We start from the raw sequence: 15,404 nt of genomic DNA, 5'->3' as shown, positions 1-15,404 counted from the left end.
TCATACTAGAGAACGATATGTTTTTTAATACCTAAAATGAAAATGGGACTGAAGAATCAATTCTGATTCATCAGTCCCATAAATTATAGAGCCACAAAAAAAGGACTCGCAGGAGTCCTTTTTTGTTTCTTCTGCCTTATGGCGTATGTAGGGGAAGGATCATGGTTCGTAACGATAAAAATCATGATCGTGATAATAATGGCGGTTACGTTTGCGCTCTGCTTGGCGGAATTTCTTTTCATCCCATAGCATGAACCAAAGCATCATTAGAGGACAAAAAATCAGAACAGCACTTAGAACGCCAAAATAGCCAATAACAATACCCATCAATAAAACCCATAACATAAAACCAAATCGACGAACTGCTTTCATCTCATTCACTCCTTAAATAATGCGAACTTATGTTTGTATACTTATTATACGAATCTTTGTTCGGTTTGTAAAGAGGAAAGAAAAAAAATCTTCGTAAAAACGAAGATTTCCTAGTCAGCTCGTTGAGCATCAAAGCAGATGTCGATACAACCCAACAACCAATCCTAAAATCGTTACGTCAGGCAAAATGATTGGTTCTAAGTAATCATTTTCCGGTTGTAAACGAATGTAATTCTTTTCTTTATAGAATCGTTTGCAAGTAGCTTCATCTTCATCTGTCATAGCGATCACAATATCACCATTTTGCGCACTTTGTTGTTTGCGAACGATCACTTGATCGCCGTCAAGGATGCCAGCATTGATCATACTTTCTCCTCGGATCGTCAACATAAACAAACTACCGGTACTATTTGCTAAATCTGGCGGAATCGGAAAGAAATCGGATGCATCTTCCACTGCTAAAATCGGTTCTCCCGCAGTTACGACACCAAGCATCGGAATGGATGCTGGCTGAACATCGATTTTTTCAAGACCGGAAGCAGTTAATTCAATGGCTCTGGGTTTTGTAGGATCTCGTAAGATTAACCCCTTTTTTTCAAGTCGGGACAAATGGCCATGAACAGTTGAGGTAGAAGATAACTGAACGGCTTCGCCAATTTCGCGAACAGTCGGCGGATAGCCTTTTTCAGTGACACGGGTATGAATGAACTTAAGAATTTCGATTTGTCGATTTTCTGTTCGTTTTGCCAAAACTGACACCTTCTTTCATTTGATAACATTAGTGTACCATAGGTATATCGAATATTCAAACAAATGTTCGCTTTTTACACTATTGTTTTTATTCGCTAGTTTGTAGTAAAATCAAGAGGGAAAAGGAGGAACGAATATGCTATCTCAAGAAAAATTAGCTCGAATCAATGAACTTGCCAACAAGAAAAAAACAGAGGGATTGACTGAGGCAGAAACGAACGAACAAAAAGTTCTACGTGACGAGTATTTAACCGCCTTTCGTGGAGGAATGCGTCACCATATCGAAGGAATGAAGATCGTTGATCCTGAAGGTGCTGATGTGACACCAGAGAAATTAAAAGAGATTCAAAAGAAAAAAGGTCTCCACGGCAGATAATTGTGAATTCCTTTTCATTGCTATTGAAATAAGCATCTGAATCACGTATAATAAAAGATGTAATAAAGGTAAAAAAAACCTAAATTAGGAGGAACTACCATTGTTTGATAAAATCGATCAATTAGGAGTGAACACCCTTCGTACATTAAGTATCGAAGCCGTACAAAAAGCCAATTCAGGACATCCGGGATTACCGATGGGGGCAGCACCCATGGCCTATGCCTTGTGGACCAAACACTTGAAAGTCAATCCAACGACTTCTCGCAACTGGGTGGATCGTGACCGCTTTGTTTTGTCTGCTGGACATGGTTCGGCTCTATTGTACAGCTTGTTGCATGTGTCTGGTTACGATGTGACCATTGAGGATCTAAAAAACTTCCGTCAATGGGATAGCCGCACGCCAGGACATCCAGAAGTCGATCACACAGACGGCGTGGAAGCAACCACTGGACCTTTAGGACAAGGGATCGCCATGGCAGTCGGTATGGCAATGGCTGAAGCCCACTTGGCTGCAACCTACAATCGCGACAAGTATCAAGTCATCGATCACTATACCTATGCCTTATGTGGCGATGGGGATTTGATGGAAGGTGTTTCGCAAGAAGCTGCATCCATGGCGGGTCACATGAAATTAGATAAACTGATCGTCTTGTACGATTCAAACGACATTTCCCTAGATGGTCCGACCTCAAAAGCCTTTACAGAAAATGTCGGTGCGCGTTTTGAGGCGTATGGCTGGCAACACATTCTCGTTGAAGACGGCAATGATTTAGAAGCGATCTCGAAAGCGATCGACGAAGCAAAAGCTGAAAGCGACAAACCAACCTTGATCGAAATCAAGACTGTGATCGGATACGGTGCGCCAAATCAAGGCACCTCTGCCGTTCATGGTGCGCCGATCGGTGCCGAAGGCATTTCAGCAGCCAAAGCGATTTATGGCTGGGAATACCCAGAATTTACCGTACCTGACGAAGTTGCCGCGCGCTTCAAAGAAACCATGATCGATGAAGGACAAAAAGCTGAAGCAGCTTGGAACGAAACTTTCCATGCCTATGAAGCAGCCTACCCAGAACTTGCGGCGCAATTCAAACAAGCCTTTGCGGGTGAATTGCCAGCAGATTGGGCTGCAGCATTACCAAGCTACGAAGTTGGCAGCTCACAAGCTAGCCGGGTATCCAGCAAAGAGATGATCCAAGCCTTATCCAAAGCCGTCCCTAGTCTCTGGGGCGGATCGGCTGACCTTTCTGGTTCCAACAACACGATGGTGGCAGCAGAAAAAGACTTTGAACCTGGCCAATACGAAGGCCGCAACATTTGGTTTGGTGTCCGAGAATTTGCGATGGCGGCAGCCATGAACGGCATCCAATTGCATGGCGGTACCCGAATCTATGGCGGGACCTTCTTCGTCTTCGTTGATTACTTGCGTCCAGCGGTGCGCTTGTCTGCGATCCAGCATGCACCTGTGATCTATGTCTTGACACATGACTCCGTGGCGGTTGGGGAAGATGGACCGACCCACGAGCCAATCGAGCAATTAGCTAGCGTCCGTTGCATGCCAAATGTCCAAGTGATTCGTCCAGCAGATGGCAATGAAACCCGTGCTGCCTGGAAATTGGCCATGACAACAACGGATAAACCAACGGTCTTAGTCTTAAGCCGACAAAATCTACCAGTGATCGAAGGCACGCAAACCGGTGCGGATGAAAATGTCGCAAAAGGTGGTTACGTGATTTCAAAACAAGCTGGTGAAACACCAGCGGGTATTTTGATCGCCACAGGTTCTGAAGTGAATCTTGCGGTCCAAGCACAAGCTAAATTGGCAGAAGAAGGCATCGATGTATCGGTGGTCTCCTTACCAAGCTTTGATTTGTTTGAAGCACAAAGTTCAGAATACAAAGAAAGCGTCTTGCCAAAAGCAGTGAAGAAACGGGTAGCGATCGAAGCGGCTTCCCCATTTGGTTGGGAACGTTACACCGGTTGCCATGGAAAAGTGATCGCGATCGATCACTTCGGTGCATCAGCACCTGGCGACAAAGTATTAGCAGAATTCGGCTTTAGTGTTGAAAATGTTGTGAATACTTTTAAATCAATCGATTAATTGATCGACAATCAATCAAAGCTAGCACGTTCGAGAATCTTTTCGATTTTCGAGCGTGTTTTTTTCGAGTACTGCTCACTCTGAAAGTGCCAGAGTGACTTATTTAAGGTAGTAGTGGCTAAGATTTCTGAAAAATGGTTTCACCACAAGATATAGACTCTTTTAAATAGTAAGAGAGAAGCAATACAATCCCATTCTAATAGTTTTTTTAAAAACTTCTCAGTAATTAACAGACTGAGAGGGATGTCCAGAAAGTTTTTTAAAAGTCTTTTGTCGGGTCAAAAGTGAACATTGTTTGCACTGCTAGGCATTTTTCCGTATAATAGCTGTATTGATTTATTTGAAAAAACGTACAGTTACTGGAGGAAAAAGATGGGAAGTTATCAAACAAGAAGTGAAAGACATCATCAACCAAAGAAGACGATGAAAAGACCTAGTAAAAAGGCGGTGGTCTCTTTGATGGGTGCAGGAATGATGTTAGCACCAATGACGGTCACTTTCGTTCCTCAACAGGTACAAGCTGCTGAGAATCAATATGCGACGCAGGACATCTCAGGGTTCATCGAACAAATTGGCTGGTCAGCACAAGATGTTGCTGCCAACAATGATCTATATGCTTCTGTGATGATCGCTCAAGCGATTTTGGAAAGCGGCTATGGTTCTTCCGCATTATCCAATGCCCCCTATTACAATTTATTTGGGGTCAAAGGCAGTTACAACGGACAAAGTGTGTATATGCCTACCCAAGAGTATTTGAATGGTCAGTGGGTAGAGATGAATGAACCGTTTCGTCAATATAACTCTTATTGGGAATCGTTTCAGGATCATGCGAACGTCTTGCGAAGTACAAGTTTCGCGACAGGGACTGCTCATTATAGTGGTGTCTGGAAAAGCCAAACAACCTCATTTTATGATGCAACGAATTACTTGACGGGACGTTATGCTACCGATCCAGGTTACGCACAAAAACTGAACTGGTTGATCGAAACCTATCAGCTTACACGGTTCGATACAGGAACGACACAAAATACAGCCTGGACAAACACAACTAGCACAACGACCAGCGAAACAACGACGACCACGTCTTCAGGTAGTACATCTTCAGCACAGAGCTATCAAGTTGCTTCTGGGGATACGCTTTGGGATATCGCCAACCGATTTGGCACAACCGTTGATGCGTTGATGGCATCGAATGGATTATCCAGTGAGATCATCGTTATCGGACAAGAGTTGATCGTATAAGTAAGTTAAAAACCTTAAGATGGATTGCTACAATTGCAGCCAATCTTAAGGTTTTTTTGACGTGGCAATCAAACTCTGGTCAGTGGAAATCGAACAAAGTATAAAACTATATGAAAAAAAATTTGAAATTGCTTACTTTTTATTCGCAACTCCGAGGTATTTTAGGTAGAATGGAAGAATAAGAACGGGAGGGATTTTCAATGACAAAAATCTATCAATCGGTCAATGAATTAGTTGGTCATACGCCAATCGTCAAATTAAATCATATCGTAGAAGAAGGTTCTGCTGATGTGTATGTGAAATTAGAGTTTTTCAATCCTGGGGGGAGCGTAAAGGACAGAATTGCTTTAGCCATGATTGAAAAAGCCGAAAAAAGCGGCTTATTGAAAGCCGGCGATACGATTATCGAGCCAACCTCAGGAAATACGGGGATCGGTTTAGCCATGATCGGTACGGCAAAAGGCTATCGGGTTGTGTTGGTTATGCCAGAAACGATGAGTATCGAAAGACGGAAAATCGTACAAGCTTATGGTGCAGAGTTGATTTTGACGCCTGGGTCTGAAGGGATCACAGGATCCATTAACAAAGCAAAAGAATTAGCGGAGCAAGACGGCTACTATATGCCATTACAATTTGAAAATCCAGCTAACCCAGAAATTCATGAAAAAACGACAGGAAAAGAAATTGAGGATGCATTTGAATCAAAAGGTTTAGATGCTTTTGTCGCTGGAATCGGCACTGGTGGAACGATCACTGGAGCGGGCAAAGAACTGAAGCGCGTCTATCCCAATTTGAAAATAGTTGGTGTTGAGCCTGCTGAATCTGCGATTTTAGAAGGTGGTAAGCCAGGACCGCATAAGATTCAAGGGATCGGTACTGGATTTGTCCCTAAAGTATTAGATACCGAAATTTATGATCAAGTCATTGCAATTGCCAGTGACGATGCGATGAAAACTGCACGGCAAGTTGGGATGAAAGAAGGGATTTTAGTTGGAATCTCTTCAGGAGCTGCGATCCAAGCTGCTTTACAGGTAGCAAAAGAACTAGGCAAAGGCAAAAAAGTTTTAGCAATCGTGCCCGACAATGGCGAACGTTATTTGTCTACAGCACTGTATCAGTTTGAAGACTAACAATCGAGAGAAAGCAGGCATTGAAATGTCTGCTTTTCTTTCTCGAAAAAAGGGGACGGAAGCGGGCTGAAAAAAGCGTTTTGCCTTTGAAAAAATAAGGAAAGCTGTTTGAATTTTTAGGTTTTACATAGTATGATAGGTGAGATAAGAGAAATGGAGGAACTCCTGTGAGTACGATCTACGATGAAGCGATCAAACGATTAAAACATGAAAATATTCGTATTACACCGCAGCGAGTAGCGATATTAGAGTTTTTAGCCAGTCACGATGCCCATCCGACCGCTGAAGAGATTTATCGAGCGATTGAAGTTCATTTTCCTGGTATTAGTGTCGCAACGGTATACAATAACTTACGTTTGTTCACAGAAATTGGCTTTGTAAAAGAAATGAATTATGGAGATGCCTCCAGTCGTTTTGATTTTACAACGGAGCCTCATTATCATGCTATCTGCCAAAAGTGTGGAAAGATCGCTGATTTTTACTATCCAGGATTGGAAGATGTCGAAATGGCGGCTTCGAAATTAACTGGGTATCAAATAAATAACCATCGACTAGAAGTTTATGGTCTATGTCCCGAATGCCAAGTGAAAGAGGAGGAAACAAAATGAAGATAATTTCTACAGATCAAGCACCACAAGCAATCGGTCCTTATGTTCAAGCAAAAATCGCAAACGGCTTTTTGTTTGCTTCTGGTCAAGTGCCATTAGATCCTGTTTCGGGGGAAGTTGTCGGTACGACGATTGAAGTACAGACTCAGCAAGTATTGAAAAATATCAACGCGATTCTTGAAGCGGCGGAACTTACGCCAGATGACATCGTTAAGACGACATGTTTTTTAAAAAATATGAATGATTTCGTTCCTTTCAATAATACCTATAGCACATTGTTCAATGAAGAGTTACCTGCACGTTCTGCTGTAGAAGTTGCCCGCTTGCCAAAAGATGTTTTGGTTGAAGTTGAGATCATCGCAGCAGTCAAAGAAAAAGCGTAACCAAGAATGAATCGTGGGACGTCCGCCTTTGCGTCGTCCCCTTTTTATTGGATCGATCCTGGACCAAAGGATCATAGAGTTTCAGGTGAATCAAGGAGAAGAGGATACAGTATGGTTTCGTTAAAGGACTATTTAGCAAAAGGGCAAACAACGATATCAAATTTGCTTTTAGAAAATTACCATCATCTTGGATTGACAAATGACGAATTTTTGTTATGGCTGCAGTTGTATCGCAGTCATGAGCAAGGAAATGATTTCCCTGATTTACGTGAGATTGCCTCTGTGATGGGGAGTGATCAAAAAGAAATTTATCATTGGTTAAATCAATTACTTAAAAAAGATGTACTGCGAATGGAATCAAAAAAAGATGCTGCCGGAAAAATGGTTGATTATTATGATTTCACAGGAATCTATGACCGTTTAGAATTTCTCTTGACACAGCAATCGAAAAATGAGGCAGTAGAATCAAATGAAGAAAAAATCCGTGGGTTATATCGCTTGTTTGAAGGCGAGTTTGGTCGGCCATTGTCAGCAATCGAATACCAACGGATCGGGCAGTGGTTGGATGAGGACCATTACGAACCGGAACTGATTCAGTTTGCTTTGCGAGAAGCGGTTTTGAATCAGGCTTATAGCTTAAATTACATCGATCGTATCTTACTTTCTTGGGAACGTAAGAATATCACGTCGAAAGCGCAAGTTGAGGAAGAACAAAAAAGAAGAAAAAAACAATTTCTTCAAAATGAGAATATTTCACAGGAAGAAGGGCCAATGCCCAAAATCCCTATGCATAATTGGTTAGAAGGAGAGTAACAGACAAGGAGTTCAAATAGTCCTATGATCAGCAAAGAAAAAACAATGATCGCCATCGAAACAATGTACGAGATGTTTCCCGAAGCGCATGGTGAATTGGTATCCAAAAATGCGTTTGAATTATTGATCGCAGTCATTTTAAGTGCGCAAGCAACAGATGTCTCGGTAAATAAAGTCACCCCGGCACTTTTTGAGGCTTATCCTACACCGCAAGCTTTGAGCGAAGCACCTTTAGAAGATGTGATTGCAAAAATCAAGTCGATCGGTCTGTATCGAAACAAGGCAAAAAATATCAAAGCTTGTGCTTCGGAACTATTGCTACGTTTTGGTGGTGAAGTGCCGAAAACAAGAGAAGATTTGGTTTCTTTGCCAGGTGTCGGCAGAAAAACTGCGAATGTGGTACTTGGTGATGCCTATGGGATACCGGCAATCGCTGTCGATACCCACGTCGAACGGGTGTCAAAAAGATTGCGCATTTGTAAATTAGATGCCAATGTACTAGAAGTTGAACAAACGTTGATGAAAAAGATTCCCGAACCATTATGGGTCAAAACCCACCATACGATGATTTTCTTTGGCCGTTATCATTGTACCGCGAGGGCGCCAAAGTGTGAGATTTGCCCGTTGTTGGCGATGTGCCAAGAAGGAAAGCTTCGCATGAAGGGGAAGAAAACCATTTAATGGTGAACATAGACCAAAAGTATCTAGGATCAAGACGCTAAGCGAAATCGCTTAGCGTTTTTTTTTGCACAAATTGATAAAAAACAGGTAATTAACGTAATACCCTTTATTAAAGCCCTTTCAAGTAACTGGAAAAACATAAGCTTACTGAATTTTTTTGATTACACCACTCAAAATCAGGTGTTTTTTCACAAATAGATCGTGTGAGGGGTGATGCTCGATGCGAAATGAACCTTCCAATACGCCTTTTTTTTGAAACTATTTGTAAGCTTAGTATGATGGGCTTCTTTCGCAAAATTTTTACCCTTTCTTTTTATAAAAATGCTTATTTTTGGTCAATAAAAAGGAATATTAATAAGAAAATTCACCCATTGGTGAAAAATAATATTTCAAATCTGTGAAAATCATCAGTATAGTGAACTTTGTCAAAAGTTATAAGTCTTTCTCTGCTATTTTACGAATGACAGAAAAAGCGTTGCACATCTCAAATGATTCTGAAACGATCTCAAAATCATTTTTGTTAACGGGTCTTAGGCAAACGCTGTTTTGAAAAGATCACTTATAAGACGTGGCAAGTATAGAGGAGGAGGGAGAATGAAAGGAGAAAAGGTATGGAAATTAGTTCGTATGGTTCTGTTTTGCACTCTTTTTTATGGGATAACTATTTCTACGGCAGCGGTGAATGCTCAGGAAGTGCAGTCGGTTGAAACAGAAAGCTCTGTGCTCTTTACCGGTGTTTATGAGCCTATTGGGCAACCCGAACCAGCACCGCCAGCAGGCCCTACAGAGAATATATCGCCACCAAACAAGGTAGCAAAACCAGGTGGTATTTTACCAAAGACCAACGAGACAAGAACTTACGGCGTAATCTTTCTTGGATTACTGCTTGTACTGGTTGTATTGTATGTGCAATATACCAAACATCGATCAAAATTTGTGATGGTTAAAAAGAAAAGACAAATAATTTGAAAGCAGGGATGAATTTGAAATTCGTACGATTTGCATCGGCAGCTGTTTTAGCTGCAACTTTATTTACTATTAGCGCGGAAGCCTTCGCTACTGAGAGTGTAACAAACCATGATACAGAAGGGAAAGTTCTCTTTGTACCAAACGATAGCGAAGCGACAGTAGTTCAACCACCAAATCCTGGTCCTAATGGTCCAGATGTAGAGATCAATCCAGTCGGCCCGGAAGGACAAACGGGACCATTGACCATTGCTTACGCACCTACGCTTAATTTCGGTGAGCAAGTGATTTCTAATACCGATCAAGAATATAAGCTAGTGGCTGAATTACACAAGCTAAAAGACGCGGAAGATAGTGAAGAAAGAGTTCCTTATGTTTCATTTGCCCAAGTCCAAGATACGCGTGGGACAAATGCTGGTTGGGATTTAAAAGTTTCCTTAAGTGCTTTTGAATCAGGAACACAGAATAATGAACTGACTGGAGCAAGAATTCGTTTTAATTCGCCAAAATTGGAATATAACGGAAGCAACCAAGAAAATGAGCCACAAATTCATGCGGATGGATTGATTTTAGATGCTACAAATAGTGAACGTTCGGTTCTGACCGCTGCTCAAACAAAAGGTGCTGGCGTATCGTCAGTCGTTTGGGGCGATCAGGAAGAAATCAATCGACAAGTAGAAGCAGGTGCAGAGGTTGTTGAAAATGCTGGAATTGAGTTACTTGTTCCTGGATCAACAGCAAAAGACGCTGCTCTTTATGAAGCAACTCTTACTTGGACTTTGGCTGCAACAGCTGGACCGGACGGAGAAACGGTTCAGTAACTTGGTTTTGTACTGAATAAAAAAAGAAAGAAGGAACTAGAAATGAAAAAGATTCGTTTAGCTACGGTCGCTGTATTATCCACCACTTTACTAGCAGGAGGCGTTCAAGCCTTTGCCCAATCTTCATTAGAAACGACTACCGATAACGTTGTAGGGTTTACCTCAGACGGAAGCGATCTAACAGTGGTACAACCGCCAGTCGTGCACCCAGAAGTAGAAACAATCGAACCAACACCGCCAGGACAAACGGGCCCATTTACCATTGCTTATGCACCACAAACATTCGATTTTGGTCAGAATGCTATTTCTACCAGTGATCGTTGGTATTCAATCGTTGCTGACGAGCGTAATTTGGCTGATCAATCAGGGACGACACCGTACGTATCGTTTGCCCAAGTGCAAGATACCCGAGGAACGCATGCTGGTTGGACATTAAATGTTAGTCTAACTGATTTTACTTCTGAATCAGGAGATGTCTTGACTGGGGCAAAAATCAAGTTGGCAAACCCTGAAATCGTGTTCAACAAAGGCGAGGGTGATCGAGACTTACAGCCAAGTGCCGTTATCAATAATGAAGAACAAAATGCGTTGATCCTAGATGTCAACGATCAAGACATTCCTGTCATGCGTGCTTCGGTCGGTCAAGGCGCGGGCGCTTCATCGATTTACTGGGGAGATCAGGAAAAATTGACGGAACAAAATCTTAATAAACAAGAAGGCGAAATGATCAGAAATGATGATATTCAACTATTTGTACCAGGCTCTACCACGCAGCTAGCAACTAACTATACTGCTGAAATGACATGGACGCTAACTGCTTCTGTTGATAGTGGCGGCGAAACAGTAAATCCGTAAGAAGGATCATAGCTTGCAACAAGAAACAACTGGCAGGAATAGTAAATTATTCCTGCCTTTTTTGGAAGGAGAACCACTTTTGACTGAACAACGTATGAGAATGAAATGGATAAAAACGGTTACCTGTGCGGTCATCCTACTATCATTCTTTTTTTCACCAAGAATGAGCTATGCTCAGACAGAATCAGAATTAAACTTTTATGTGACGCCTATCTTACCGGAAAGTCAGCTGGAAGGAGGGGCGTTGGGGTATTTCGATTTAAATCTTGGGGCAGGAGAACGTGATGAATTGGCTTTAGAGATCGAAAATGGTTCTGATCAAGCGATCGAAATAGAAATTTCTGCCCATACGGCATTTACGAATGTGAATGGTGTTGTGGAATATGGCAGGGATGCAGAATCCCCTGATCCGACTTTACCTGCATCAATTGATGAACTGGTAGAGGTGCCTGAAACCGTATTGTTCGATCCATTAGAAAAACGAATCATTTCTTTACCGATTACGATGCCAGAAGAGGAATTCAAAGGGGTTTTGGCAGGTGGCATTCGAATCAAAGAGGTTATTTCGGAAGAGGAGCAAACACAATCTGCTGAAGAAGGATTAGGCATTCGGAACGCATTTTCCTATGTCATTGGTGTGGTAGTAAGCAACAATCGGTCCGCAACGGATCCGGGATTGGAACTGCTTGATGTTTTTGCCGATCAAGTAAACTACCGAAACGTATTTAGTGCTGTTATCCAAAATTATACAGCAACATTTGTCAATCAATTGGAAGTAACAGCTGAAATTCGTTCTGTTGATGGTGAGACGATCTTATATGAAACAAGTCAATCATCTATGCAAATGGCTCCTAATTCACATATGCATTTCCCAATTCCCTTGGATGGCGATCGTTTTCGTAATGTGGAGTATGTATTGAATCTTACTGCGCGGTCAGGAGAGGAAGAGTGGTCTTGGGAACAGATATTTAGCGTAGAGGCAGAAGATGCTCGCCGCTTAAATGAACTCGATGTCACTGTAGATACGTCACTCAATTGGTGGATGATCGCCACGGCTGGTCTAATCAGCTTGCTTCTAATTATTGCGATCATCCTAATTGTTCATAAGAAAAAAAATGCAAAGGAAGGTGGGAAAAGTTGAAATGAAGAATACCCCGCACAAGGTAATAATTGCGATCATTATTGGATTACTAAGTGTGCAAACTTTTTTTCCAAGTCTGAGCAGTATCCTATTGCCGGAAATCCACGCCATCGATCACACGATTGAACCGTTGGACGAAACGCAGAATATGTCCTTGCTTGATAAAGCAACACAACCGATCCAAACAAAAGAATTTGACATCCATCAACCTTTTTTTCAGTTTCCAGTTAGTGTGATTGAAGGTGTCGTGGATCAACCGATCGACGTTTTCGTCGTATCAAGCCAACCTTTAAATGAGATTACGCTAGTTGTAGCGAAAGAAGCAGCGATCGTGGAAGAAGAATTTGCTGCAGAAGTGAAGAATAAGAAGCTGTCTGAAGAAGAACAGGAATGGACGCTTACCTTTGATGAAGAGCTAATGGAGTTCGAGATTCCTATCGTCTTTAATAAAATAGGCGATTATCGACTTTTTATAGGTGAAGCGGAACTAACGATCGAAGTACAGGCAGAAGATGACGGGGAAGAGGACTCGGATGATGATGCAGATAATGAAACGATCGAGACAGAGGTCTCACCATCAGACACGCCTCAGGAAGGGAAACGAACCACGCAACCTTCTAATGACGCGAACCTAAATGAGAATCAGCAAGACACAGAAGCTGACCAAGCAGAAGCAATTGCCCAATTGACAGAACCTGTCACACCGTTAGACGAAATCAGTCACCGGGATGTTTCCAACTGGCAAGAGTTTATGGCGGCAATCGTGAATAGAGAAGTAAATTATATCAATATCGTAAATGACTTTGAATCATCAAACAATCCTACTCAAGGAGTTTCCGGAGTGGCTGCGGGAAGTGCAACTTCCAACCCGTCGAATGGGGTAGCCTATATTTGGACCAATGCTTCTGGAATTTCGCGAACGCTTGTGATCGAAGGCAATGGGTATCAAATCGACTTTAGAGCTGTTGCTGTCGGATTTTATGATAGTACCGTCAATAGTGCAACGCCGTGGGATATCACGTACCAAAATATCGATATCGTTCATGGCAACTATTATGGCTTCATGAATTTTACGAATATGAGTATTCCGCAACAAAATCTATCCAGAATGCGTTACCACAATTTAACCAACGCGGGCAATCAGTTGATCCACTCGTTAGCGACACCTGTTATTATGTCTGGCGAAGTAATATCGCATCAAACTCCGACATATACTTCCAGATCTGGACGTGTGCAAACGATCAATGCAACCAACCAAGCGAATATGGAAGTAACACAATTGGAAATTCTTGATAACGCAACAGTTGACATGTCGACAATAAATTCCGGCAATATCTATTTATATTATGCAACGGGGCGTATGACTATTGGCAATGATGCAAAGATGTCTCTGCGTGCAGCTGGAACAGCCGGTGAGGCTTTTGGAGCAAATATTTATATTGCGAATGGACGGATCAATATCGGTAATCGATCAGAGCTTCATTTGACTGCCCGAGCCAACTCCCCCGCAATCAGTATGTATGCTAGCGGCGCCCACTTTGAAATGTCTGAGGATAGCAAAGTGGTAATCAAAGCTGACGGACGTACCACAAGCCTCAATGGATGGGGCTATAACATTATCTACATGGGTGCTGGAAGCACGATGCTTATTGGAAATAAAAGCAGTGTCGAAATTGATGCAGTGAATCAAGGGACCACCACCTCCGGAGTGATCCATGTAGCCGGTGCCGCCACATTTATTGTTGCTAAAGAAGGAGTCTTGGATATTAAGTCGGACGGAACCAATCCCTCTCATTCCTTGATGACATTTTTGAGCTCGGCCTCAACCTTCACTTTTGCGGATGCACAACGCATCAATTTAGAGAAAACAAGGGCGGTTACCGGAAATGCAGCAAATAGTAGCCTTATTTCGATTTCCGGCAGCGGCGGGCTATTAGATGTGGATATTCAAGCTGCGAAGCAATGGCGGCATGGAAACTTGACGGAGGAACCAGACTTCAGTTGGAGTCCAATCTTCAATTTAAAAGTGAATTTTGCCTCTACCTTGTCATCGATTTCGAATGTTTCTTCCATCTCACAAGAGATCGTTGATCATTTTCGCGCGAATTTTACCACAAGAGCACAACGTATTCTATTTGAATATATTCCAGATGTCGAGGTTCATTTAGAACCATTAACGGAAGATCCGGCACTGGAAGGCTCAAGAATCATTAGGGGAAAAGCCACACCATATAGTGTGATTCGTTTTGACGGAGATCCAGCGATTCCCGCACCGCAACTGCAATCACCCTCTTTTGATGATAACAGCTTGTTTCATCTTCAAGCAGATGCCAATGGTGATTTCAGCTTGACCTTAGCCGAGGGGGATCGGTTTACAAAACATAATACGGTGACGGCTTACGCTTTCTTAAATGGAAAATTTGATACAGCTGAAACAGTTGTTCAAGAGATTGTCACAATGAATCCACGAGATCCGATCGCGCCAGATATTGAAGTGAATCCAGAAAATAAACCGGATATACCAGAACATTTAGGGTTTATCAGTATCGATTTCATCTCCCAGTATAGCTTTGGAGATGTATCAATAAGTGCAGATACCAAACAGTACAAGGCATTGCCACAACGTCTTAGCAGTGCTGATGGCTCAGTAACTGAGGAACGGCCAAATTACGTGCAGATTTCTGACCGGCGCGCTCAATTTACCGGCTGGGAATTAAACGCGACATTATCCGCTGCAGGATTTCGTAATGATCGAGGAGAAGAACTTCGGGGTGCACGAATTATTTTAGAAAATGCAGTTATGCTGACGAATGCCGCCAATTCAGCAATTCCTCCCACTTATAGTGAATCAATGATCCTTGATCCTGGGGTACCCGCTTTGATCGCTGAAGCGGATGCAAATGAAGGAAGCGGTACCTGGATTCAGCGCTACGGGGATATGGGGACGATGGGGGATAGTGTCAAACTTGAAGTACCCATTGGATCAAATCCGCGTAACATGACCTATCAAGCAACGATTGAATGGGAGTTAAGTTTTGTCCCATCTACCGAATGATCGATGCTCAATCTTATCAAATGGAAGCTGTTGACGCCTATGACAGCTTCCATTCTTGATAGGAAGACAGTGAATAAATCGGTTGAAAAGCAGTGGATTTTAACGCTTTTTTA

Annotated in this window: 15 protein-coding genes; 13 read left to right on the top strand and 2 right to left on the bottom strand. The window is 42.3% G+C overall.

The window, feature by feature from the left end:
• Positions 1 to 159: 159 nt before the first annotated feature.
• Positions 160 to 372 carry a hypothetical protein gene (locus tag ACIPK1_RS12160; RefSeq protein WP_005236082.1) on the bottom strand — a complete coding sequence of 71 codons (213 nt, stop codon included), beginning with the start codon at positions 370 to 372 and terminating at the stop codon, positions 160 to 162.
• Between the two features lie 129 nt (positions 373 to 501).
• Positions 502 to 1,122: a transcriptional repressor LexA gene (gene lexA / locus ACIPK1_RS12155; protein WP_005226165.1), complete on the bottom strand. Its 621-nt coding sequence runs from the start codon at positions 1,120 to 1,122 to the stop codon at positions 502 to 504.
• A 136-nt stretch (positions 1,123 to 1,258) separates the two neighbouring features.
• Here lexA and ACIPK1_RS12150 point away from each other — a divergent pair, with 136 nt between their 5' ends.
• The 13 genes from ACIPK1_RS12150 (at position 1,259) to ACIPK1_RS12090 (ending at position 15,291) form a co-directional block, all read left to right on the top strand.
• Positions 1,259 to 1,498 (top strand): DUF896 family protein, encoded by a 240-nt coding sequence (locus ACIPK1_RS12150; protein WP_005236078.1) that lies wholly within the window; start codon positions 1,259 to 1,261, stop codon positions 1,496 to 1,498.
• Between the two features lie 100 nt (positions 1,499 to 1,598).
• Positions 1,599 to 3,596 carry a transketolase gene (gene tkt / locus ACIPK1_RS12145; protein WP_400451018.1) on the top strand — a complete coding sequence of 666 codons (1,998 nt, stop codon included), beginning with the start codon at positions 1,599 to 1,601 and terminating at the stop codon, positions 3,594 to 3,596.
• Between the two features lie 372 nt (positions 3,597 to 3,968).
• Positions 3,969 to 4,838: a glucosaminidase domain-containing protein gene (locus tag ACIPK1_RS12140; RefSeq protein ID WP_400451016.1), complete on the top strand. Its 870-nt coding sequence runs from the start codon at positions 3,969 to 3,971 to the stop codon at positions 4,836 to 4,838.
• Between the two features lie 200 nt (positions 4,839 to 5,038).
• Positions 5,039 to 5,968 (top strand): cysteine synthase A, encoded by a 930-nt coding sequence (cysK, locus tag ACIPK1_RS12135; protein ID WP_005236064.1) that lies wholly within the window; start codon positions 5,039 to 5,041, stop codon positions 5,966 to 5,968.
• Positions 5,969 to 6,135: 167 nt separating this feature from the next.
• Complete coding sequence (locus tag ACIPK1_RS12130; protein ID WP_005226158.1) at positions 6,136 to 6,576, top strand: Fur family transcriptional regulator; 441 nt, start codon at positions 6,136 to 6,138, stop codon at positions 6,574 to 6,576.
• Entirely contained in the window at positions 6,573 to 6,959 is a 387-nt protein-coding gene (locus ACIPK1_RS12125) for a RidA family protein (protein WP_005236057.1), read from the top strand. The genes ACIPK1_RS12130 and ACIPK1_RS12125 overlap by 4 nt, the downstream gene beginning before the upstream one ends.
• 111 nt (positions 6,960 to 7,070) lie before the next feature.
• The gene (locus ACIPK1_RS12120) at positions 7,071 to 7,772 is read left to right on the top strand and encodes a DnaD domain protein (RefSeq protein ID WP_400451013.1); all 702 of its coding nucleotides are present in this window, start codon (positions 7,071 to 7,073) and stop codon (positions 7,770 to 7,772) included.
• Positions 7,773 to 7,796: 24 nt separating this feature from the next.
• Positions 7,797 to 8,453 (top strand): endonuclease III, encoded by a 657-nt coding sequence (gene nth / locus ACIPK1_RS12115; RefSeq protein ID WP_005236053.1) that lies wholly within the window; start codon positions 7,797 to 7,799, stop codon positions 8,451 to 8,453.
• A gap of 594 nt (positions 8,454 to 9,047) precedes the next feature.
• Complete coding sequence (locus ACIPK1_RS12110) at positions 9,048 to 9,422, top strand: LPXTG cell wall anchor domain-containing protein (RefSeq protein ID WP_005236050.1); 375 nt, start codon at positions 9,048 to 9,050, stop codon at positions 9,420 to 9,422.
• A gap of 14 nt (positions 9,423 to 9,436) precedes the next feature.
• Positions 9,437 to 10,240: a WxL domain-containing protein gene (locus tag ACIPK1_RS12105; protein WP_008379814.1), complete on the top strand. Its 804-nt coding sequence runs from the start codon at positions 9,437 to 9,439 to the stop codon at positions 10,238 to 10,240.
• Positions 10,241 to 10,282: 42 nt separating this feature from the next.
• Positions 10,283 to 11,095, top strand: a complete 813-nt coding sequence (locus tag ACIPK1_RS12100) for a WxL domain-containing protein (RefSeq protein WP_008379817.1) — start codon at positions 10,283 to 10,285, stop codon at positions 11,093 to 11,095.
• A gap of 13 nt (positions 11,096 to 11,108) precedes the next feature.
• Entirely contained in the window at positions 11,109 to 12,236 is a 1,128-nt protein-coding gene (locus ACIPK1_RS12095; RefSeq protein WP_400451010.1) for a DUF916 and DUF3324 domain-containing protein, read from the top strand.
• Position 12,237: 1 nt separating this feature from the next.
• Complete coding sequence (locus ACIPK1_RS12090) at positions 12,238 to 15,291, top strand: WxL domain-containing protein (RefSeq protein ID WP_008379821.1); 3,054 nt, start codon at positions 12,238 to 12,240, stop codon at positions 15,289 to 15,291.
• Positions 15,292 to 15,404 lie beyond the last annotated feature (113 nt).

Origin of the sequence: Enterococcus sp. NPDC086594 (assembly GCF_044746145.1) — a bacterium.
Taxonomy (GTDB): Bacteria; Bacillota; Bacilli; order Lactobacillales; family Enterococcaceae; genus Enterococcus_D; species Enterococcus_D entomosocium.
The sequence above is the reverse complement of the archived record's forward strand: the minus strand, read 5'-3'. Positions and strand labels throughout refer to the sequence as shown.

Excerpts from the sequence above, each read along its gene's own strand:
- ACIPK1_RS12100 (WP_008379817.1), top strand. The coding sequence starts at position 10,283 with ATGAAAAAGATTCGTTTAGCTACGGTCGCTGTATTATCCACCACTTTA.
- ACIPK1_RS12110 (WP_005236050.1), top strand. The coding sequence starts at position 9,048 with ATGAAAGGAGAAAAGGTATGGAAATTAGTTCGTATGGTTCTGTTTTGC.
- nth (WP_005236053.1), top strand. The coding sequence starts at position 7,797 with ATGATCAGCAAAGAAAAAACAATGATCGCCATCGAAACAATGTACGAG.
- ACIPK1_RS12120 (WP_400451013.1), top strand. The coding sequence starts at position 7,071 with ATGGTTTCGTTAAAGGACTATTTAGCAAAAGGGCAAACAACGATATCA.
- ACIPK1_RS12160 (WP_005236082.1), bottom strand. The coding sequence starts at position 372 with ATGAAAGCAGTTCGTCGATTTGGTTTTATGTTATGGGTTTTATTGATG.
- ACIPK1_RS12090 (WP_008379821.1), top strand. The coding sequence starts at position 12,238 with ATGAAGAATACCCCGCACAAGGTAATAATTGCGATCATTATTGGATTA.
- cysK (WP_005236064.1), top strand. The coding sequence starts at position 5,039 with ATGACAAAAATCTATCAATCGGTCAATGAATTAGTTGGTCATACGCCA.
- ACIPK1_RS12150 (WP_005236078.1), top strand. The coding sequence starts at position 1,259 with ATGCTATCTCAAGAAAAATTAGCTCGAATCAATGAACTTGCCAACAAG.
- ACIPK1_RS12140 (WP_400451016.1), top strand. The coding sequence starts at position 3,969 with ATGGGAAGTTATCAAACAAGAAGTGAAAGACATCATCAACCAAAGAAG.
- ACIPK1_RS12125 (WP_005236057.1), top strand. The coding sequence starts at position 6,573 with ATGAAGATAATTTCTACAGATCAAGCACCACAAGCAATCGGTCCTTAT.